Source organism: Bradyrhizobium sp. U87765 SZCCT0048, assembly GCF_018131225.1.
Taxonomy (GTDB): Bacteria; Pseudomonadota; Alphaproteobacteria; order Rhizobiales; family Xanthobacteraceae; genus Bradyrhizobium_A.
The window spans coordinates 1-19514 of the sequence record NZ_JAFCMM010000007.1 but is presented as its reverse complement, the minus strand read 5'-3'; the positions used below and the strand labels follow the sequence as shown (position 1 = coordinate 19514).

Sequence of the window (19514 nt, the reverse complement as noted above, 5' to 3'; positions counted from 1 at the left end):
GGCATCGGAAGGGCCGGAAAAGGGCTTTCTGCCCCCCGTTTTCCGCGGGCCGGCCAAATCTGGGGATCGGACCGGATCGGGCTGTTTGCACGGGGGCCGGTATCCAGATTATGACCTGCGGCGACCGCCGCGCGCCCCTTCGGGGACCCGGCCCAAGGCCCCAGGGAGAGCCCCTTGAACCTCGTTCCACCGACCCCGTCCCACCGGACCAGCATCACCGCCACCGAGGGCGAGTTCGCCGGCTGGTCGACCTGGAGCCGCGACACCTTCGAATCGCACAACGGCCCGTTCTGGCAGATCGAGGAGAACGGCCGCGTCCGCTGCGCTTTTCGGGTCGAGAAGAAGCATCTCAACGGCCTCGGCCACGTCCATGGCGGCTGCTTCATGACCTTCGCCGACTACTGCCTGTTCGCCTTCGCCCGCCGCGAATTGCAGGGACCTGCGGTGACGGTGGCGTTCAACGCCGAATTCCTCGATGCCGCCCAGGAAGGCGAGCGCATCGAGGCCACCGGCGAAGTCACCCGCGCCGGCGGCTCGCTGATCTTCCTGCGCGGCATGATGACCAGCGACGGCCGCCCGCTGCTGAGCTTTTCGGGAACGATCAAGCGGGTCAAACGGCGCACCTGAAGGTGCACCTTTGCAGGTGAAGCGGCGGGCGTGAGGAGCGCCGGCTCTTCCCCGGCATAGTGATCTGAAGTTCGATGCGTGATCCGTCACCCTGAGGTGGCCATGCGCTGCATGGCCCTCGAAGGGCGACGGCCCGAGCAGCAGCTTGGGGGCCGTTCATCCTTCGAGGCTCGCTTCGCTCGCACCTCAGGATGACGGGCGCACTTCAGGATGACGGGGTGTGCGGCCGGCAGGAGCCACTCAGGACGACAACTCGTCCTCCGCGATCGCCAGCAACTTGCGGGCGCATTTGCGCGCGCATCATCTGGCGCAGCGGGCACCGGGCGCGACGCCCGGCAGCGGAACTCACGCCGCGTGGTCGAAATGCGCCGCGAGGCCCGCGAACAGGCCACGGCCGTCGGTGCAGCCCATGATCTCTTCGACGTGATTCTCCGGATGGGGCATCATGCCGAGCACGTTGCCCTTGTCGGAGACGATGCCGGCGATCGAGGCCGCCGCACCGTTGATGTTGTGGAGATCGCCGACCTCGCCGGAGGCCGAGCAGTAGCGATAGAGCACCCGCCCCTCGCCTTCGAGACGCTTGAGCGTCTCCTCGTCGGCGGCGTAGTTGCCCTCGCCATGCGCCACCGGCACGCGGATCACCTGGCCGGCGTTGTAGCCGCGGGTGAACGCCGTGTCGGAGCGCTCGACACGCAGATGGACATCCTTGCAGATGAACTTCAGGCCGGCGTTGCGCATCAGCACGCCCGGCAGCAGGCCGGACTCGCAGAGAATCTGGAAGCCGTTGCAGACGCCGAGCACGAGGCCGCCCTTCGCCGCATGGGCGCGCACCGCATCCATCACCGGCGCACGCGCCGCGATGGCGCCGCAGCGCAGGTAGTCGCCATAGGAGAAGCCGCCGGGCACGACAACGAGGTCGGTGCCCGCCGGCAGCGCGGTGTCGGCGTGCCACACCATCGCGGGCTCGTGGCCCGCGATCAGCTTGAGCGCCCGCGCCATGTCGCGTTCGCGATTGATGCCGGGGAAAACGAGGACGGCGGATTTCATGACGTGGGCATATCACTCAGTTCGAGGCGGGCTTCGATCCTCTCCAGGCGCGTCTCCTGCCGAGCCAGCGTCTGGTAGACGTTGCCGATATCCTGCTGAACGGCCACGAGGTGTCCCCGCATGGCCTGCAGTTCGTTCTTCATCTCATCGACCTTGTGGTCGATGCGGCCGAGACGCTCCTGCATCTGCTTGAGCGTCTCATAGATCAACTGGTTAGTGATCTCTGCCATGGGAGACCTTCAGCCCACCACCTCGACGCGATAGTTCTCGATCACCGTGTTGGCGAGCAGCTTGTCGGCGGCTTCCTTCAGCGCCGCCTCGGCCTTGGCCGAGTCGGCGCCTGCCAGCTCGATGTCAAACACCTTGCCCTGGCGCACGCTGGCGATGCCATCGACGCCGAGCGACTTCAGCGCGCCCTCGATGGCCTTGCCCTGCGGATCCAGAATGCCGTTCTTCAACGTGACGGTGACACGAGCCTTCATCATTTCAATCCCAGTTGTCTTCAGCCCTTGACCAGCACCGGGCCGGTGCCCGCCGGCCGCTCGTTCTCGCCCATGATGCCGAGACGCTTGGCGACCTCGGTATAGGCTTCGAGCAGGCCGCCGAGATCGCGGCGGAAACGGTCCTTGTCGAGCTTCTCGTTCGACTTGATGTCCCACAGACGGCAGGAGTCCGGCGAGATCTCGTCGGCGACGATGATGCGCATCATCTCGTTCTCGAACAGGCGGCCGCACTCCATCTTGAAGTCGACGAGGCGGATGCCGATGCCGAGGAAGAGGCCAGTGAGGAAATCGTTGACGCGGATGGCGAGCGCCATGATGTCGTCGATCTCCTGGGGCGTCGCCCAGCCGAACGCGGTGATGTGCTCTTCCGACACCATCGGGTCGTTGAGCTGGTCGTTCTTGTAATAGAACTCGATGATCGAGCGCGGCAGCTGCGTGCCTTCCTCGATGCCGAGGCGCTGCGACAGCGAGCCGGCGGCGACGTTGCGCACGACGACCTCGAGCGGCACGATCTCGACTTCGCGGATCAACTGCTCACGCATGTTGAGGCGACGGATGAAATGGGTCGGCACCCCGATGTCGTTGAGGTGCTGGAAGACATATTCGGAGATGCGGTTGTTGAGGACGCCCTTGCCCTCGATCACCTGGTGCTTCTTCGCGTTGAACGCGGTGGCGTCGTCCTTGAAGTGCTGAATCAGGGTTCCGGGTTCCGGTCCTTCGTACAGGACCTTGGCCTTGCCTTCATAAATGCGACGCCGACGGCTCATTGGGATGTACCGTGTGTTGTTGAAGTCCATGGATGAGATAGGCTCCGTGTGAACTAGACCCGCGGCGGAGCTGCCGCGAGGACCCGGAACTCGGGAAACAGAACGAGAACTGGACTTGGGGGCAAACTACCTGATTGCCCCCTGCGATACAATCGACGGCGACCATTTTGCGGCAGTTTTACCGCCTTCGCTGCGACTGATTGCCGGCTGTCTACGCCAGCGACATCTCGCTAATAAGACAAGCGAAATCGGGCCGAAGCGGCCCTACCTGCAACGGGATTCATATCATGACGACGTTCGACGAGCGCAAGGACGGCTTCGAGAAGAAGTTCGTCCATGACGAAGAGCTCAGGTTCAAGGCGGAAGCCCGCCGGAACCGGCTGCTCGGCCAGTGGGCCGCTGAAAAACTTGGCAAAACCGGCGATGACGTCGCCGCCTACGCCAAGGACGTGGTCGCGGCCGACTTCGCCGAGGCCGGCGACGGCGACGTGCTGCGCAAGGTCGCAGCCGACCTCGCCCCGACGGGCGTGACCGAAGCGCAGGTGCGCGCCAAGATGGACGAGCTGCTGCAGCTCGCCGTTACCCAGATCAAGGCCGGCAACTGACCGCCGGTGCGGGCGGGCGATTCGGGCACTCCATGGCCCGCGTCGCCTGCCCGCCTTTACCGACCGCGCGAGCGGAACCGATCATCCCCCGGGACGCACCGCGCCCCGGGGGATGACGTTTGGGGCGCCGTCAGCGGACGTCGACGACGTGGCCGCGGATGTCGGCGGGCTTGGGCAGCAGCTTCTGCGACACCAGCCAGTCGTTGAGGCTGTCGAGCGCCGCGAGTTCCCGCTCGCCGATCACCACCGGCTCGCTGATCTCGTAGTTCGCGACCCGGCTCGCCACCGCCGGACTGAGCTTGAGCTCCTGCACCCACAGCTTCGCCGCTTCCTCGCGGTTGGCCTGCGCCCACCGCGCCGACGCCTGCAGCTCCGCCAGCACCTCGCGGATGATTTCCGGATGGGCCTTGGCGTAGGGCGTGCGCACCGCATAGACCACCGCGTTCTGCGAATTGATCTCCTTGGCGGTGGCCAGCACCCGCGCGTCCTGCTCGAGCAGCGCGATCGGATAGAAGATGCTCCAGGCCGACCAGGCGTCGACATGGCCGTTGTTGAACGCCGCCGCCGAATCCACCGGCGTCAGGAACGCGCGCTTGACGCCGTCCGACGGCACGCCGGCCTTCTCCAGCGCCTTGGTGAGCTGATAGTCGCCGGTGCCGCCACGGTTGACCGCGATGGTCTTGCCGGCGAGATCCTTCAGCGACTGGATCGGCGAGCCGTTCTTGACGATGATGCCGGAGGAATCGCCGAAATCCCACTGATAGGCGAACAGCGAAATCTGCGCGCTGCCGACCACCGAGGAGATCGCCGCGCTCGACGAGCCGACGGTGATGTCGATGGAATCGGCGTTGAGCGCCTCGGCCGCCGGCGCGTAGGCGTTGAACGGGCCTGCCCATACCACCTTGACGTTCTTGGCGGCGAGACGCTGTTCCAGCGTCCCGCGCAGGCGGCTCACCGACAGCGGCTCGGGGCCGCGCAGGAAGCCGATGCGCAGCGTCACCGGATCGGCGGCGTGCGAGGCCGCGGTCATGGCAGACAGAGCGAGCAGCGCGCCGGCAAGGCGCGCCAGCGGGCGGAAACGGATCGTCATCGTCATCCTCGGGCAGCGTTGGCGAAGGGTCCAAGATCGAGGCGCGGCTTGCGCACCGCCTCGCGGTCGAACGGCAGCAGCGGCAGCAACAGGTCGGCGACGCGGTACGTCTCCTCCAGCAGCGGCTGGCCCGACACGATGAAGGTGTCGAAGCCGATGTCGCGGTATTCGAGCAGCCGCGCCGCCACCGTCTCCGGATCGCCGACGATCGCGGTGCCCGGGCCGTTGCGCACGAGGCCGAAGCCGGCCCACAGGTCGGGATAGATCTCCAGCTCGCGGGCGTCCTTCGGCTTGCGGTCGCCGACGATGGCGCGCATGCGCGCCTGTCCCACGGAATCCGAGGTGCGGTTGCGCGCCTGCGCCACCGCGACGGTGGCGTCGTCCATGCGGTCGAGCAGCCACTGCGCCGCCGCCCACGCCTCCTCCTTCGTTTCGCGGACGATGAGGTTGAGGCGGATGCCGAACTTGACGGTGCGGCCCAACGCCCGGGCGCGCTCGCGCACCGCCTTGATCTTCTCGGCCGCCTGCGGCGGCGGCTCGCCCCAGGTGAGATAAGTATCCGCGTGGCGCGCGGCGACGCTCAGCGCCGGCTCCGACGAGCCGCCGAAGAACAGCGGCGGATACGGCTTCTGCACCGCCGGCAGCTTGAGCTGCGCGCCCTTGAGATTGACGAAGCGGCCATCGAAGTCGACGACCTCGCCGGACATCAGCCGCCGCCACACGCCCCAGTATTCGTCGGTCAGGGCGTAACGCTCGTCGTGGTCGAGGGTGATGCCGTAAGGCGGCATCTGCTTGTTCTCGCCGGTGACCATGTTCAGGATCAGCCGGCCGCCGGAGAACTGGTCGAAGGTGGCGGCCTTCTGCGCCAGCATCAGCGGCGCGACGATGCCCGGATGCACGGCGATGATGAACTTCATCCGTTTGGTTACTGGGATCAGCGACGAGCCCAGCACCCAGGCGTCGTGCTCGCCGCCGCCGGTGGCGAGCAGCGCGCCGGTGAAGCCGAGATGATCGACCGCCCGCGCCACCTGCGCGAGATAGTCGTAGTCGATGGTTCGGCGCCCCTTCTCGCTCCAGGGATAAGGGCCGTCCTGCGGGATCAGATACCAGTAGATGTCCATGTCAAAGCTCCTTGCGGTCAGGCCGTCGCGCGCGCCGGCGCTTCGCCGGCGACCAGCGCCAGCGCGAGCGGCAGCGGCCGCGGGTCGATCCAGGCGGCGACGTCGAAATCGTGGGTGATGAAGCCGTGGCGCAGCAAAAAGTCCTTCTGCCGCGCAAGGCCGTCGCGGCGCAGCGGCGACAGGTCGAGGCCGAAGTTGCGGTGCGCGATTTCGCCATAGGCGGCGCGCGCCTCCTCGCTGCTGCGGCCGACCTCCTTGCCGATGATGGCGAACACCTCGTCCGGGTGCTGCGCCGCCCAGTCGGCAGCGCGGATCAGCGTCGCGAGATAGCGCGCGACGAGATCGGGCCGCTCCTCGGCAGTGCGGCGGTCGACCGTCACCGGACGTGGATTGCCGTTGTTGACCCGCACCAGCGGATCGGCATGCCGGCCGAGATCGACCAGCACGCGAAAGCCACGGTCGCGCGCCGAGCCGAGCCCGGGCGCACCCTTGGCGTAGACCGCATCGACCTTGCCGTCGGCGAGCGCCCGCGCCTCGCGCTCATAGAAGCGGCCATTGGCGACGTTGGCGCCGGAGAACGCCGGCTGCTCGCTGGTGATGTCGTGCAGCGTGACGTCGGCGAGCGTCAGGCCGCCGAGATCGAGCGCGGTGACAATGCCGCGCAGCGACATCGCACGGGCGAAGTCGATACGTTCCCCATCCTGACGCGGCACGCCGATCGTATGTCCCTTGAGATCGGCGAGCGTGCGGATGGGAGAATCCTCGCGCACCAGGATCGCCTGGAACTCGTCGACCCAGGTCAGCGCCACCACCACCGTGTCGCGCCCCTCAGACTTCGCCCAGATCGCCGGAATGTTGCCGCCCTCGCGGAATAGCCCCGGCAGGGTGTGGCTGAAATGGGCGATCTGCACCCGCGGATCGTCGGAATCGCGGATCGACGACAGCGCGATCCCCGAGCGCGCGAACTCCTCGCCGAGCCAGCCGAGATCAAGTGCAATGCCGGAGGCGGTCGGAACAGGACAACGCGTGTACCAAAGCTCCGTCAAAGAGATGGATTTTTCCGCGCCGCCGTTTCCCGTATTCAAAGCCGCTGCCGTCATGAGATCTCCTGATGTCACGCAACGAAAGACTACCAACCCGGTAGACAATTTCGATGTGAAAAAATAGTGTCGTCACGATCTTTTTCCGGCAGCGACGCAAGGCCGCCGCCGACAATCAGGAAAATCTCGATGTCTGAAACGCTTCGCATCGGCGTGCACGCCAACAACCCGACGCTGCTTGTCGCGAGCCGCACCGGCGAACTGGAGAAGAAACTTTCACCGCTTGGCGTCAGTGTGGAATGGCATCACATCGCGGCGGGCGCGCGCACGGTGGATCTCGTCGGCGCCAACATTATCCAGGTCGGCGGCACCGGCTCGACGCCGCCGATTTCGGCGCAGGCGCGCGGCCTGCCGCTGGTCTATCTCGCGACATCAGCCGCGCGTCCGGTCGGCGGCATCTATGTCCGCCATGACAGCAAGGCGCAGGCGATCGCCGATCTCGCCGGCCGCCGCATCGCGCTCGGCGTCGGTTCATGGCTGCAGGCGCTGCTCGCCACCGCGCTCGACCGCGCCGGCCTGACCTGGAAGGACATCGTGCCGCTCGACCTCACCGAGACCGAGGCGCGCGCCGCGCTGCTCGCCGGCGACATCGACGCGTGGGTGTCCGGCGGGGCGCTGAAGGACGGCGCCGATCAACTGCGCGTACTCGCCAACACGCAGGACCTCGTGTCCAATCCGTCGGTGTTCTTTGCCCACCGCGATCTCGCCGACCGCCGCCCCGAGGTGCTCGCGGCCGTCGCCGCCGGCCTCGACGCCGTCGACCGCTGGATCGCCACCCATCCGGCGGAAGCCGCCGCGCATCTCGTCGCGGCCGCGCGTGGACCGCTGACGGCAGAGGAGTGGCAGGCCCACATCGCCAAGCGCCCGTGGGGCCTGCAGCCGATCGACGACGCCTTCATCGCCGATCAGCAGCGTGCCGCCGACATCTTCCACCGCTTCGGCCTGCTGCCGCGCGCCATCGACGTTCGCGATGCGGTGCCGCCAGCGCCGATCGCCATCGAGCGCGCGGCCTGAACGTCACGGCCACGGCGACGTCCGGCGACAGACGCCGGGCGTCTCCGCCTGCGGTCGCCCGCACCGCGCGTCGGGTCATCAGGGCTCTCTCCTCATCGAGGGGTCGAGAAAGAACCCTGGTCGCACATCTTTACAGCGCTGCGAACGCGGCGCGAGGTGTCCGGTCGGCACGATTCAGGATGCGTTAACCCTGCGCGTCCGCGGCGAGACGCGCCAGCACCGCCTCGAGATCGGTCTCGATGTCGGCGGCGGCGACATGCATGACACGGTAGTCGCGCTCGCCGAGCCAGATCTTGCGCGCGTCGCGTTCGGCGGCGATCGCCGGCGGATCGTCGGCGTTGACGATCTCGATGACGAGGCGGCGGGGAAACGACACGAAGTCGGGAATATGACGCCCCACCGGCGTCTGGCGCTTGAAGTGGCCGGCGAAGCGTCGGTCGGAGCGCAACGCCTCCCACAGCAGCCGCTCGGCATCGGTGGGATTGCGGCGCAGCAGCCGCGCCAGCCCGCGCAGCGAGCCGCCGTCGTCCGTGGCCTTGCTGCTCTGCTCGGCGATCAGCGCGCGCAGCCGTGTTGCCTGGCTGCCGTCGAGCACGCCGCCCTTGGCCGGGCCCTTGCGCCCCTCGGCGATCGAAAGAATGACGCCATGCAGGGTGTTGATGTCCTGGGTGGTCGGCTCCATGCGGGTGAAGATGTTGCGCAGGTTCACCAGCATGGTGTCGCGCTTCTCCGGCGGCCGCAGGAACTCGACCTTGTCGAGTTCGGCGACGAGGTTGTCGAAGAAGGCGCCGAACTGCTCCTTGCCGGCGCGCGGACTGTCGTCGGGCGTGCCGTGCGGCAGCGCCCCGCCGGTCGACTGCTTGAACCACTCGTAGCCGACCAGCAGCACCGCCTGGGCGAGGTTGAGCGAGGCGAACGCCGGGTTGACCGGGAAGGTAATGATGCGGTCGGCGAGCGCGACCTCCTCGGCCAGCAGGCCATAGCGCTCGCGGCCGAACATGAGGCCCGCGCCGCCGCCGCCGGCGACATGACCGATGATCTCCGCCGCCGCTGCTTCCGGACCGACCACGGGCTTGGCCTGGTCATGGGCGCGTGCGGTGGTGGCGAACACCAGGTTGAGATCGGCGATCGCCGCCTCGACGGTGTCGAACAGTTCGACATGGTCGATGATGTGGTCGGCGCCAGCCGCCGCGCGGCTCGCCGGCACGCTCGGCCAGCCGTCGCGCGGCTTGACGAGGCGCAGCCGGCTGAGGCCGAAATTGCCCATGGCGCGCGCCGCCATGCCGATGTTCTCGCCGAGCTGCGGCTCGACCAGAATGACGACGGGACCGGCGCGGTCCGGCGCGGTGGGGGGTGTCTCGGCTGCCGACATGCCGGCTCACATCCTCGGGGGTCAGGGGTTGGGTCGTTCAGGCCGTCTCGATTGCTCTTTTTGACGAATTTCTCAAGCCCGTCCTGATCGTTGGGGAAAGTTGTTGAATCTGAAGCGGAACTTCAACGGTTGGTTGAGAAACGCCATTGCCCGCACGAATCTTTCGGATACGCTTGGAACCCAACGCAAAGTGAAACCGCAGGCCACCACGGGCCTGCCCGGGGACGGGGACAAAAAATGGGCAGCATGGGACGCCGCTGGGGCTGGCTGGTCGCCGGCGTGGTGCTGATCCTGATCGGCGGGTTGATCGCCCACCTGACCCAGACCGCGGGCGGCATCCGCATCGAGGATGTGCGTTTCGCCGGCGCCAAGGGCAACACCATGAGCGCCCTCGTCTACATCCCGCCGGGCGCCACGGCGCAGACCCCCGCCCCCGGCATTCTCGCCGTGCACGGCTACATCAACTCCCGCGAGACCCAGGACGGCTTCGCCATCGAGTTTGCCCGCCGCGGCTATGTGGTGGTGGCGCTCGACCAGACCGGCCATGGCTACAGCGATCCGCCGGCCTTCGCCAACGGCTTCGGCGGCCCGGACGGCCTCACCTACCTGCGCAGCCTGCCCTATGTCGACAAGGCCAATATCGGCCTCGAGGGCCACTCCATGGGCGGCTGGACCGTGCTGGCCGCCGCGGCGGCGATGCCCGACGCCTACAAGGCGATGGTGCTGGAGGGCTCGTCCACCGGCGCGCCGTTCGCCAAGGACGGCACGCCGGAATGGCCGCGCAACCTCGCGCTGGTGTTCGCCCAGTATGAGGAGTTCTCGACGCTGATGTGGGGCGTCGACCGCGCGAAGAATGTCACCGCGAGCCCGAAGCTGCAGACGCTGTTCGGCAGCGGCGGACCGGTCGAGCCCGGCAGGGTCTATGGCGACGTCGCCACGGGCAACGCGCGCGTGCTCTACACACCGGCGATGACCCATCCGGCCGAGCACATCTCGCACGAGGCGATCGGGTACAGCCTCGACTGGTTCGCGAAAACCCTGCAGGGTGGCACGCCGCGCCCGTCGAGCGACCAGATCTGGCTGCGCAAGGAGATCGGCACGCTGATCGCGCTGCTCGGCTTCGTCGCGCTGCTGCTCGGCGTGTTCGACGCCCTGCTGGCGCTGCCCGGTTTCGCGCCCCTCGCCGCGCCGGCCGGCGGCCCCGCCGCCGGGGAGCCGCCGTCCGACCGCCGCTGGTGGACCGCGTTCTGGCTGTCCGCCCTGATCCCGGTCATCACCTATTATCCGGCGCTCGCGGTCGGCGGCACGGTGGCGACGCCCTCGCAGCTGTGGCCCCAGGGAATCACCAACCAGATCGTGGTGTGGGCGCTGGTCAACGCCGTCATCACCTTTGCCCTGATGCGATTCGCGCCGGAACGGCCGCGCCGCGCCGTGCTGCTGGTTCCGACCGTGCTGATCGCGCTCGGCACGGTCGCGGTCGGCTATCTCGCACTTGTGATCGCCGACCTCGCCTTCAAGATCGATCTCCGCTTCTGGGTGGTCGCGCTCAAGCTGATGAGCCCCCGGCAATGGCTGATGTTCCTGATCTACCTGCCGCCGTTCATCGTGTTCTTCGTGATCGCGCTGCATGTCCTGCATCGCAATTTCAGCCGGCCCGGACTCGGCTGCGTGCGCCATGCCGCGACGCTGGCGCTGGCGCTCGCCAGCGGCTTCATCGTCCTGCTGGTCCTGCAGTACGGCACGCTGTGGCTGACCGGAAAGCTGTTCAATCCGCTGCCGGACGCAGGCTTCGTGCCGCTGGCGACCATCGTCGCCATCCAGTTCGTGCCGCTGCTGGGGGCTGTCGGCGTGGTCGCGGCGCACACCTGGCGGCGGACCGGATCGAGCCTGCCCGGCGCGCTGATCTGCGCCCTGGTGGTGACCTGGTATGTGGTGGCGGGAACGGCGACCCAGGCGGCGTTCTGAGCCGCAGAAACGCGGCGGAGATGCCTATCCTGTGCGCTTCCGCCGGCCGGATTGGGGTGCTATAGCGCGCGCGTTAAGACTCTGGAGCGTGATGACCGGGGCCGGATCGGCTCCGTCCCGCCACACGCGGCGGGCGGTAGCCGGCCGATCATTTCTTCGCGGCGTGCCCGGCGCGCCGCGGAATGATGCCTTCCTGCGATCGCACGCTCCGGTCCCGCCCCAACGCCCCAGCTGAAGAAGGCCCGATCTCCCATGGCGAAAATCAAGGTGACCAACCCCGTCGTCGAACTCGACGGCGACGAGATGACCCGGATCATCTGGCAGTACATCAAGGACAAGCTCATCCTGCCGTTCCTGGATGTGAACCTGATGTATTTCGACCTGGGCATGGAGCACCGCGACGCCACCAACGACCAGGTGACGATCGATGCGGCGAACGCCATCAAGAAGGTCGGCGTCGGCGTCAAGTGCGCCACCATCACCCCGGACGAAGCGCGGGTGAAGGAGTTCGGCCTCAAGGAGATGTGGAAGTCGCCGAACGGCACCATCCGCAACATCCTCGGCGGCGTCATCTTCCGCGAGCCGATCATCTGCAAGAACGTTCCGCGCCTGGTGCCGGGCTGGACCAAGCCGATCATCATCGGCCGCCACGCCTATGGCGACCAGTACCGCGCCACCGACATCAAGTTCCCGGGCAAGGGCACGCTGACGATGAAGTTCGTCGGCGAGGACGGCACCGTGATCGAGCGCGAGGTGTTCAAGTCGCCGGGCGCCGGCGTCGCGATGAGCATGTACAACCTCGACGAGTCCATCAAGGACTTCGCCCGCGCCTCGCTCAACTACGGCAAGATCCGCAATTATCCGGTCTACCTGTCGACCAAGAACACCATCATGAAAGTCTATGATGGTCGCTTCAAGGACATCTTCCAGGAGATCTACGACAGCGAGTTCAAGAAGGACTTCGAGGCCAAGGGCCTTACCTACGAGCACCGCCTGATCGACGACATGGTCGCCTCGGCGCTGAAGTGGTCCGGCGGCTATGTCTGGGCCTGCAAGAACTACGACGGCGACGTGCAGTCCGACACCGTGGCGCAGGGCTACGGCTCGCTCGGCCTGATGACCTCGGTGCTGATGACCCCGGATGGCCAGACCGTGGAGGCGGAAGCTGCCCACGGCACCGTGACCCGCCACTACCGCGAGCACCAGAAGGGCAAGGAGACCTCGACCAACTCCATCGCCTCGATCTTCGCCTGGACGCAGGGCCTGTCCCACCGCGCCAAGCTCGACAACAACGACGAGCTGGCGACGTTCGCCAAGACGCTGGAGAAGGTCTGCGTCGACACCGTCGAGGCCGGCTTCATGACCAAGGACCTCGCGCTGCTGGTCGGCGCCGAGCAGCGCTGGCTGTCGACCACCGGCTTCCTCGACAAGGTCGCCGAGAACCTGACCAAGGCGCTGGCGAAGGCGTAACGCCCTCCCCGCCGCGACGACGAAGGAGAGCCCCGGCGCACCGCGCCGGGGCTTTTTGTTGGGCGTTTTTGTCAGGCATGGGCGTCGGTCGCGATCACGCTGGCGCGTTGAGCATCCACTGCACGCCGAAGCGATCTGTGAACTTGCCGTAGAAGCCCCAGGGCTGCACGCCGAGCGGCGTGGTGACCGTGCCGCCATCGGACAGCCGCGCGAACAGCGCTGCCATGGCGTCGCGATCGTCCAGGGTGAGAAAGTGCGCCGAGCCGCGCATCGGTTCGGCGTCGTGGTTGTCGGAGGCATAGAACAGCACGCCCGGCCCTTCGAACCGCGCATGCATCACCTTGCCGCGCATGCCTTCATCATGCAGCGGGCCGCCGCCATCGCCATGGCGGACCAGCTCGGTGACGCGGCCGAGCCCGCACGCGGTGTAGAACGCCAGCGCCTCCTCGCATGCGGTGGTGAAGAACAGATAGTTGGCGAGCTGCATCGCCCCTCCTCTCGTCTCCGGGTCTGCCGGACCGACGGCGCGCTACGACGCCGCGGCGTGCTGCAATGCGCCGACCAGGTCGTCGTTGGTGTAGGCCTGCCCCGCGATCCCCCATGCGCCGTCCTCGGCATAGACGATGTTGGTCCAGATCCGCTCGCGCGGCAGCCGTCCGCCCGCGGCACGCTCGACCACGTCGGTCGCCCTGGCGATGAAGGCCTGACGCGCCTCGGCGGTGGCCAGCGCGATGCCCGGCAGCTTCAGTTCGACGAACGCCACAGGGGTCGCCTCGCCGCCGGCGAACAGATGGCGCTGCGGCAGCACATTGATGCTGCCGACGACATTCGGCGTCATGAAACGGTTGCCGCGAAGGCCGCCAACGGTCAGCAAGGCATCGGTCAGGCCGGCGAAAGCTTCGGCCTCGGCCGCGGGAGACAGCAGCCCCTCGGGCACGGTCAGGGTGATCGGCATGGACATCCTCATGTTGTCGTCTTGGTGAGTGGGCGCGGCCGGACTATATAAATAGCGACCGCTCTCTATTGATAGAATCTGGTTGCTCTCTATCGCAAGCAAAAAGAGAGCAATCACTCTTTATTGATGCGCCGGACTCGGTTGACCCCGGGCAACGCCCCCCATCTGACGATTCATGTGACGAGACCATGCGCTACAGCAGCGAACACAAGCAGAAGACCCGGGCCAGCATCCTGGCCGCCGCCGGACAGCTGTTCCGGAAGGAAGGCTATGGCGGCTCCGGCATCGACGGCCTGACCAAGGCCGCCGGCGTCACCAACGGCGCGTTCTACGGCCACTTCCGCTCCAAGGGCGACGCCTTCCGCGCCGCGGTCGCGAACGGGCTGGAGGAACTGCGGCTGGCGGTCGGCCAATTGAAAGCGGACGGCGGACCCACCTGGGTAAAAAACTTCGTCGACATCTATCTCGGCGCCAAGCGCACCTGCGATCTCGGCGAGAGCTGCGCGCTGCCGAGCCTGACGCCCGACGTCATCCGCGCCGATGTCGACACCCGGACCACCTATGAGGCCGAGCTGAAGCGCCTGATCGCCGAAGTGGCTGATGGCCTCGGCGGCGCCGAGGCGCAGCGCAGCGATGACGCCATCGCCCTCCTGGCACTTCTCACCGGCGGCGTCACCCTCGCCCGCGCCGTGCCCGACAAGGCGTTCGGCGAACGGATCGCGGCCATCGTGAAACAGCGCGCGCTGGCGATGACGCGGCAGCGGGATACAGCGGCGCGCGACGAGAGAGCTTGACGTCGAGACGTTGGACGATGTGATCCGTCACCCTGAGGCGGCCGCGCTTTGCGCGGCCCTCGAAGGGCGACGGCCGACGCCTGAAACACAAACGCCTGAAAAACAGACGCCTGAAACATATGGGCCGTTCATCCTTCGAGGCTCGCTTCGCTCGCACCTCAGGATAACGGGACACGATCCGCTACGCCGCCGATGCACCTGCGGCCGAAGCCCCGACGGCCGACGTCGCCGGTGATGCCGCGGGCGGCGCGTCCGGCGCACCCGGTGTTGCCGCCGGCCCCGGGACGCGCGCCGCGTTCGCGACCTGTGTGATCATCGCCTTGGCGATCTCGAGTTCGCCCATGATCACCGAGTTGGCGCCATGATGGGTGAGATGGGCGATCTCCTCCTCCGAATGAGCGCGCGCGATGATCGGCAGCGTCGGTGACAGCGCCCGCGCCTTGGCGACGATCTGGCCGCCCTCGAAGGCGTTGGGGATGGCGACCAGCAGCGCGCGCGACGCCGCGACATTGGCCGCCTCCAGCATGCCGCTCCCCGCCGCATTGCCGGTGATGACCTCGATGCCTTCGCTGCGCAGCCGCTCGACCGCGCCCGGCGAATCCTCGATCACCAGCATCGGCGTCCCGGCGCTGCGCAGCGCCGTGCCGACGGCGCGGCCGACACGGCCGTGGCCGACTAGCACGACGTGGTCGGCGAGCGCGCTGGCCGGCAGCGGATCGCGCGGCGTTTCGGGCTTGGCGACGGATTTGGCGGCCGCAGGCTGCGCCGGCGTCTTCGCAGCCTCACGCGCGAGGAAACGATCGAGCACGGCGAAGCACACCGGGTTGAGCAGGATCGAGACGATCGCGCCGGCGAGCACGAGGTCGCGCCCTTCCGCCGGCAACAGCGCGAGGCTGACGCCGAGGCCGGCGAGGATGAAAGAGAACTCGCCGATCTGGGCGAGGCTTGCCGAAATCGTCAACGCAGTCGAGGTCGGGTGGCCGAACAGACGCACGATGAAAAACGCCGCAGCCGACTTGCCGAGCATGATGATCAGCACGGTGGCGATCAGCTCCAGCGGCTCGCGCACCGCGATCGCCGGATCGACCAGCATGCCGACAGAGACGAAGAACAGCACCGCGAAGGCGTCGCGCAGCGGCAGCGTCTCCTGCGCCGCGCGATGGCTGAGCTCGGACTCGCTGAGGATCATGCCGGCGAAGAACGCGCCGAGCGCGAACGACACGTCGAACAGCACGGCGGCGCCGAACGCCACGCCGAGCGAGATCGCGAACACCGCCAGACGAAACAGTTCGCGCGAGCCGGTATGCGCGACGTAATGCAGCATCCACGGAATGACGCGGCGGCCGACCACCAGCATGAACACCACGAAGGCGGCGACCTTGCCGAGCGTCACCGCGAGCGGCCACGCCAGCGCCGACAGGCTCGTGGTCGCGGCCTCACCCTTGAGGATGCCGGCGAGCGCGGGCAGCAGCACCAGCGTCAGCACCATGGCGATGTCCTCGACGATCAGCCAGCCGACGGCAATGCGGCCGCGCTCGGTATCGACGAGGCGGCGCTCCTGCAGCGCGCGCAGCAGCACCACGGTGCTCGCCACCGACAGCGCAAGGCCGAATACGACCCCCGCGCCGATCGACCAGCCCAGCGCATGGGACAGCCCGATGCCGAGCAGGGTCGCGACCGCGATCTGGGCGATGGCGCCGGGAATGGCTATGGCGCGGACCGACAGCAGGTCCTTGAGGGAGAAGTGCAGCCCGACGCCGAACATCAGCAGGATGATGCCGATTTCCGCGAGCTCGTTGGCGAGGTTCTGATCGGCGACATAGCCGGGGGTGAACGGCCCCATGATCACGCCGGCCATCAGGTAACCGACCAGCGGAGAAATCCGGAAGCGCTGCGCAAGTGTGCCGAGCGCGAAAGCGAGCACGAGACCGACGACAATCGTCGACATCAACGGGGTGTCATGATGCATCCATGGCCCTTGAACATTTTCGAAATGTGGGATCGGCCCCCCGCCCGCGCAGAGCGCGACGGAAGCACGAAAGTCGTTATCGCGGCATTTGGCCCGTGCGACAATTGCGCCATGTGCCGCGCTTGAAAATCAGCATCGCTGACAGGTTCGGCCGGTGAACGCGCGCCGCGCTGGCCGGCCAGATTCCGTCACGGGATGACCTGAAAACGCACACAGTTCACCGCGTGGTCGCGCCGTCCGCAACGCGTGCGGACGCGCCCCTTCATCACGCCGACGCGAATGTGGATCGGCCTGCCCCACCTCCTCTCCCACGCTGCCTGTCGCGATCGGTGTCACTGCGACAGTCCGTCGCGACCTGCCGCGAGGCGCAGCCCGATCGAACCCGCCGGCAGGCCGTCGCGACACAAGGAGCGCGCGAAGCCCACGGCAGCAGAGGTCGGCACATGATCGGACAACGGATCGCAACCATGGGCGCCCTCGCGCTCCTGGCCGTCGCGGCCAGCGCGCCCACCGTTGCGGCCAGGGCGAAGCCCCATCGCACGCCCGCGCATTCGTCCACGGAGACGGCGACGAAACCGCCCGCCGCGCCACCGCGCCAGATCCAGCCCTGGGGCGCGACACCGTTGTCGGCGGAGGTCGAGGCGACGCTGAGGCCGAAGGACAGCTTCAAGGAATGTCCGGAGTGCCCGGAGATGGTGGTCGTGCCCAAAGGCAGCTTCATGATGGGCACGCCGGCGAACGAAGTCGACCGCAACAAGGGCGAGGATCCCGTTCACCGCGTCACGCTCACAAGACCCTTCGCGGTCGGGCGCTTCGCGATCTCGTTCGACGAATGGGACGCATGCCTCGCAGATGGCGGCTGCAACGGCCGGCGCGGCGACGATCACGGTTTTGGCCGCGGCCGCATGCCCGCGCACGGCCTCAGCTACACCGACGCACAGGCCTATCTTTCGTGGCTGTCGAAGAAGACCGGGCGGACCTATCGCCTGCCCAGCGAATCCGAACGCGAGTATGTCACCCGTGCCGGCACCACGACGCCGTTCTGGTTCGGCAAGACGGTCGGTCCGCAGGACGCCAACTACGACGCCTCGATCCCCTATGCAGGCGGCCCGCGCGGCGAACGCAGCAAGAGACCCAGGCCCGTGGATTCCTACGCGCCCAATCCGTTCGGGCTCTATCAGGTCCACGGCAACGTCTACGAGTGGACGCAGGACTGCTATAACAAGCGCTATACCGAGGATACGCCCGCCGACGGCGCGCCGTGGCTGGAGGGCGACTGCTCCCGGCGCATGGTGCGCGGCGGTGAATGGGGCTGGTCAGCCAACATCATGCGCTCGGGCGCCCGCAATGACTCGCGCGCCGACTCCGGCGCCGGCCCCTACGGCTTCCGCGTGGTGCGCGATCTCAACGCGCTGCAGCGAGGCAAGCCGTGACGCCGGGCACCACCGCGATCAGTGGCGCGGCTGGCCGCTGTCGCCATGCCGGACGGCCCTCACCTTTCAGGGCTGGCGCGGGTTGACGACGCCGCATGTGCCCGCACCGGGAAAGCAGACCACGACATGGTCGAACCGGCGATCTTCGAAGACCACGCCGGTGCCGGACGAGACGACGTCCACAGTTGCCGGCTCCGGCCGGCCACCGCCCGCCGCAGCGATATCGAACGTCTCACGCACGAAGGTGCTCGCCAGCGTGGAAGCGTCCGAATTCGTCGGCGCGGTCACTGTCCACAGTCCCGCTTTGCGGGCGACGATGGTGTAGTTCGGATTGCTCGACACACCCACGACGTTCAGCACATACGGGCTGCCGGCGACGCTCGAGGTGCTGTTGATATCGAACGAGTTGGTCAGTCCTGTCAGCACCGCGATGCTTTCGCCGTTCTGCAGGCCACTCGCGGAAAGCCCGGGGTTCGCCGGCGAGGTTCCGAACACCGAGGTCCCCCCGAGCGCGGTGACGACGACCGGCGCCGGCAACACCCTCGCGGTGCCGGTTCCGCCGACAACCGTATAGTTGCTGTCGGCCACCGAGAGGCCCGCGGTGTTCAGCGCCTGGAGGCCCGCGCTCACGTTCGGCGACGCCACCGAGCCCGCTCCGCTGAGGCCGATGGACGCCGCCGTCGCGCCCGCCAGGCCATTGGTCAGCGTCAGGCCGCTCGCCGCCACTGCGGTGCGGCCGTCGTAGACCTTCGATCCCGTCAACGTCACCGCCAGGGGATTGATGGTGAAGCTGCCGGACGCCCCGCTCAGCGTGTAGTTGGTGTTGCTCAGCGACAGGCCGGTGACATTCAACGCCTGCGTCCCCGCGCTGACGTTGGCGGACGCCACCGAACCGGTCCCGCCAAGGCCGATGGACGCCGCCGTCGCACCTGCGACGCCATTGGTCAGCGTCAGGCCGTTTGCTGCGACCGCCGTACCGCCGTCATAGACCTTCGATCCCGTCAGCGTCACAGCCAGCGGATTGATGGTGAAGCTGCCGGACGCCCCGCTCAGCGTATAGTTGGTATTGCCGAGCGACAGGCCGGCGAGGTTCAGCGTCTGCGTGCCGGCGCTGACGTTCGCCGAAGTCACCGAGGCGCTGCCCGCGAGCCCGATATTGTCCGAGCCGATCCTGTTGGACGCCGAGAGGCTGCTTGCGGCCACCGTCGTGGTGCCGTCATAGCTGCGCGAGCCGGCCAGCGTCACCGCCAGCGGCGTGATGCTCGCCGTTCCGGAGCCGCCAGTCACGGTGTAGTTGCTGTCGGTCACCGACAGGCCGGTGGTGATAAAGGTCTGCGCGCCGGCACTGACATTGGCGGATGCCACCGAACCCGATCCGGACAGGCCGATCGAGGTCGCGGTTGCGCCCGCGACGCCGTTGGTCAGCGTCAGGCCGCTTGCCGCGAATGCCGTGCCGCCGTCATAAACCTTCGATCCCGTCAGCGTCACCGCCAGCGGATTGATGGTGAAGCTGCCGGACGCCCCGCTCAGCGTGTAGTTGGTATTGCCGAGCGACAGGCCGGCGAGGTTCAGCGTCTGCGTGCCGGCGCTGACATTGGCCGAGGCCACCGCGCCGCTGCCGGTGAGCCCGATGTTGTCGGTCCCGATCCTGTTCGAAGCCGTCAAGCTGCTGGCGGTCACCG

19 protein-coding genes are annotated in these 19514 nt (G+C 67.5%); 7 read left to right on the top strand and 12 right to left on the bottom strand.

Translation table 11 applies throughout. The annotated features are described in order from the left end of the window. The first annotated feature begins 174 nt into the window (after positions 1-174). Positions 175-627, top strand: coding sequence for a PaaI family thioesterase (locus tag JQ639_RS32440; RefSeq protein WP_211964157.1), 453 nt, complete (start codon positions 175-177; stop codon positions 625-627). 345 nt (positions 628-972) lie between these two features. Here the strand turns inward: JQ639_RS32440 and purQ are convergent, their stop codons facing one another. From purQ to purC, 4 genes are read right to left on the bottom strand one after another with little or no spacing between them, the layout of a single operon-like run. Next, positions 973-1674, bottom strand: coding sequence for a phosphoribosylformylglycinamidine synthase subunit PurQ (gene purQ, locus JQ639_RS32435; protein ID WP_211964156.1), 702 nt, complete (start codon positions 1672-1674; stop codon positions 973-975). Beyond that, the gene (locus tag JQ639_RS32430) at positions 1671-1904 is read right to left on the bottom strand and encodes a hypothetical protein (protein ID WP_211964155.1); all 234 of its coding nucleotides are present in this window, start codon (positions 1902-1904) and stop codon (positions 1671-1673) included. Before JQ639_RS32430 ends, purQ begins: the two co-directional genes overlap by 4 nt. 9 nt (positions 1905-1913) lie before the next feature. Beyond that, positions 1914-2156 carry a phosphoribosylformylglycinamidine synthase subunit PurS gene (gene purS / locus JQ639_RS32425; RefSeq protein WP_211964153.1) on the bottom strand — a complete coding sequence of 81 codons (243 nt, stop codon included), beginning with the start codon at positions 2154-2156 and terminating at the stop codon, positions 1914-1916. Between the two features lie 20 nt (positions 2157-2176). After that, positions 2177-2944: a phosphoribosylaminoimidazolesuccinocarboxamide synthase gene (purC, locus tag JQ639_RS32420; RefSeq protein WP_211964150.1), complete on the bottom strand. Its 768-nt coding sequence runs from the start codon at positions 2942-2944 to the stop codon at positions 2177-2179. Between the two features lie 287 nt (positions 2945-3231). On the opposite strand from purC, the gene JQ639_RS32415 reads away from it, so the two are divergent. Further along, positions 3232-3549 (top strand): DUF1476 domain-containing protein, encoded by a 318-nt coding sequence (locus JQ639_RS32415; RefSeq protein ID WP_211964148.1) that lies wholly within the window; start codon positions 3232-3234, stop codon positions 3547-3549. A gap of 130 nt (positions 3550-3679) precedes the next feature. On the opposite strand, the gene JQ639_RS32410 is transcribed toward JQ639_RS32415, so the two are convergent. The 3 genes from JQ639_RS32410 to JQ639_RS32400 are packed head-to-tail and all read right to left on the bottom strand — an operon-like array spanning position 3680 to position 6806. After that, entirely contained in the window at positions 3680-4639 is a 960-nt protein-coding gene (locus tag JQ639_RS32410; RefSeq protein ID WP_211964146.1) for an aliphatic sulfonate ABC transporter substrate-binding protein, read from the bottom strand. Positions 4640-4641: 2 nt separating this feature from the next. Beyond that, positions 4642-5760 carry an LLM class flavin-dependent oxidoreductase gene (locus tag JQ639_RS32405; protein ID WP_211964144.1) on the bottom strand — a complete coding sequence of 373 codons (1119 nt, stop codon included), beginning with the start codon at positions 5758-5760 and terminating at the stop codon, positions 4642-4644. 17 nt (positions 5761-5777) lie between these two features. Continuing rightward, positions 5778-6806 (bottom strand): ABC transporter substrate-binding protein, encoded by a 1029-nt coding sequence (locus tag JQ639_RS32400; RefSeq protein WP_249122878.1) that lies wholly within the window; start codon positions 6804-6806, stop codon positions 5778-5780. Positions 6807-6989: 183 nt separating this feature from the next. On the opposite strand from JQ639_RS32400, the gene JQ639_RS32395 reads away from it, so the two are divergent. Further along, positions 6990-7874 carry an ABC transporter substrate-binding protein gene (locus JQ639_RS32395; protein ID WP_211964140.1) on the top strand — a complete coding sequence of 295 codons (885 nt, stop codon included), beginning with the start codon at positions 6990-6992 and terminating at the stop codon, positions 7872-7874. Positions 7875-8058: 184 nt separating this feature from the next. Here JQ639_RS32395 and JQ639_RS32390 read toward each other — a convergent pair whose 3' ends face one another. Beyond that, positions 8059-9246, bottom strand: coding sequence for a TrmH family RNA methyltransferase (locus tag JQ639_RS32390; protein WP_211964138.1), 1188 nt, complete (start codon positions 9244-9246; stop codon positions 8059-8061). A 237-nt stretch (positions 9247-9483) separates the two neighbouring features. Between JQ639_RS32390 and JQ639_RS32385 the strand changes: the two genes are divergently transcribed. Further along, positions 9484-11211 carry an alpha/beta hydrolase family protein gene (locus JQ639_RS32385; protein WP_249122877.1) on the top strand — a complete coding sequence of 576 codons (1728 nt, stop codon included), beginning with the start codon at positions 9484-9486 and terminating at the stop codon, positions 11209-11211. Positions 11212-11463: 252 nt separating this feature from the next. Beyond that, positions 11464-12681 carry an NADP-dependent isocitrate dehydrogenase gene (locus tag JQ639_RS32380; protein ID WP_211964136.1) on the top strand — a complete coding sequence of 406 codons (1218 nt, stop codon included), beginning with the start codon at positions 11464-11466 and terminating at the stop codon, positions 12679-12681. Between the two features lie 94 nt (positions 12682-12775). Here JQ639_RS32380 and JQ639_RS32375 read toward each other — a convergent pair whose 3' ends face one another. Together JQ639_RS32375 and JQ639_RS32370 are read right to left on the bottom strand one after the other, a co-directional pair. Next, a complete protein-coding gene (locus JQ639_RS32375; RefSeq protein ID WP_211964134.1) occupies positions 12776-13168 on the bottom strand; it encodes a VOC family protein in 393 nt (130 codons plus the stop codon). A gap of 42 nt (positions 13169-13210) precedes the next feature. Beyond that, complete coding sequence (locus JQ639_RS32370; protein WP_211964133.1) at positions 13211-13636, bottom strand: tautomerase family protein; 426 nt, start codon at positions 13634-13636, stop codon at positions 13211-13213. Positions 13637-13824: 188 nt separating this feature from the next. Here JQ639_RS32370 and JQ639_RS32365 point away from each other — a divergent pair, with 188 nt between their 5' ends. Next, entirely contained in the window at positions 13825-14430 is a 606-nt protein-coding gene (locus tag JQ639_RS32365; protein ID WP_211964131.1) for a TetR/AcrR family transcriptional regulator, read from the top strand. Between the two features lie 181 nt (positions 14431-14611). Here the strand turns inward: JQ639_RS32365 and ybaL are convergent, their stop codons facing one another. After that, positions 14612-16399 carry a YbaL family putative K(+) efflux transporter gene (ybaL, locus tag JQ639_RS32360; protein WP_211964129.1) on the bottom strand — a complete coding sequence of 596 codons (1788 nt, stop codon included), beginning with the start codon at positions 16397-16399 and terminating at the stop codon, positions 14612-14614. A gap of 443 nt (positions 16400-16842) precedes the next feature. Here ybaL and JQ639_RS32355 point away from each other — a divergent pair, with 443 nt between their 5' ends. Next, positions 16843-17832: a formylglycine-generating enzyme family protein gene (locus tag JQ639_RS32355; protein ID WP_211964128.1), complete on the top strand. Its 990-nt coding sequence runs from the start codon at positions 16843-16845 to the stop codon at positions 17830-17832. A 66-nt stretch (positions 17833-17898) separates the two neighbouring features. Here the strand turns inward: JQ639_RS32355 and JQ639_RS32350 are convergent. Then, positions 17899-19514: beta strand repeat-containing protein (locus JQ639_RS32350; RefSeq protein WP_249158095.1), on the bottom strand; the 1616-nt coding region annotated here is incomplete at its 5' end.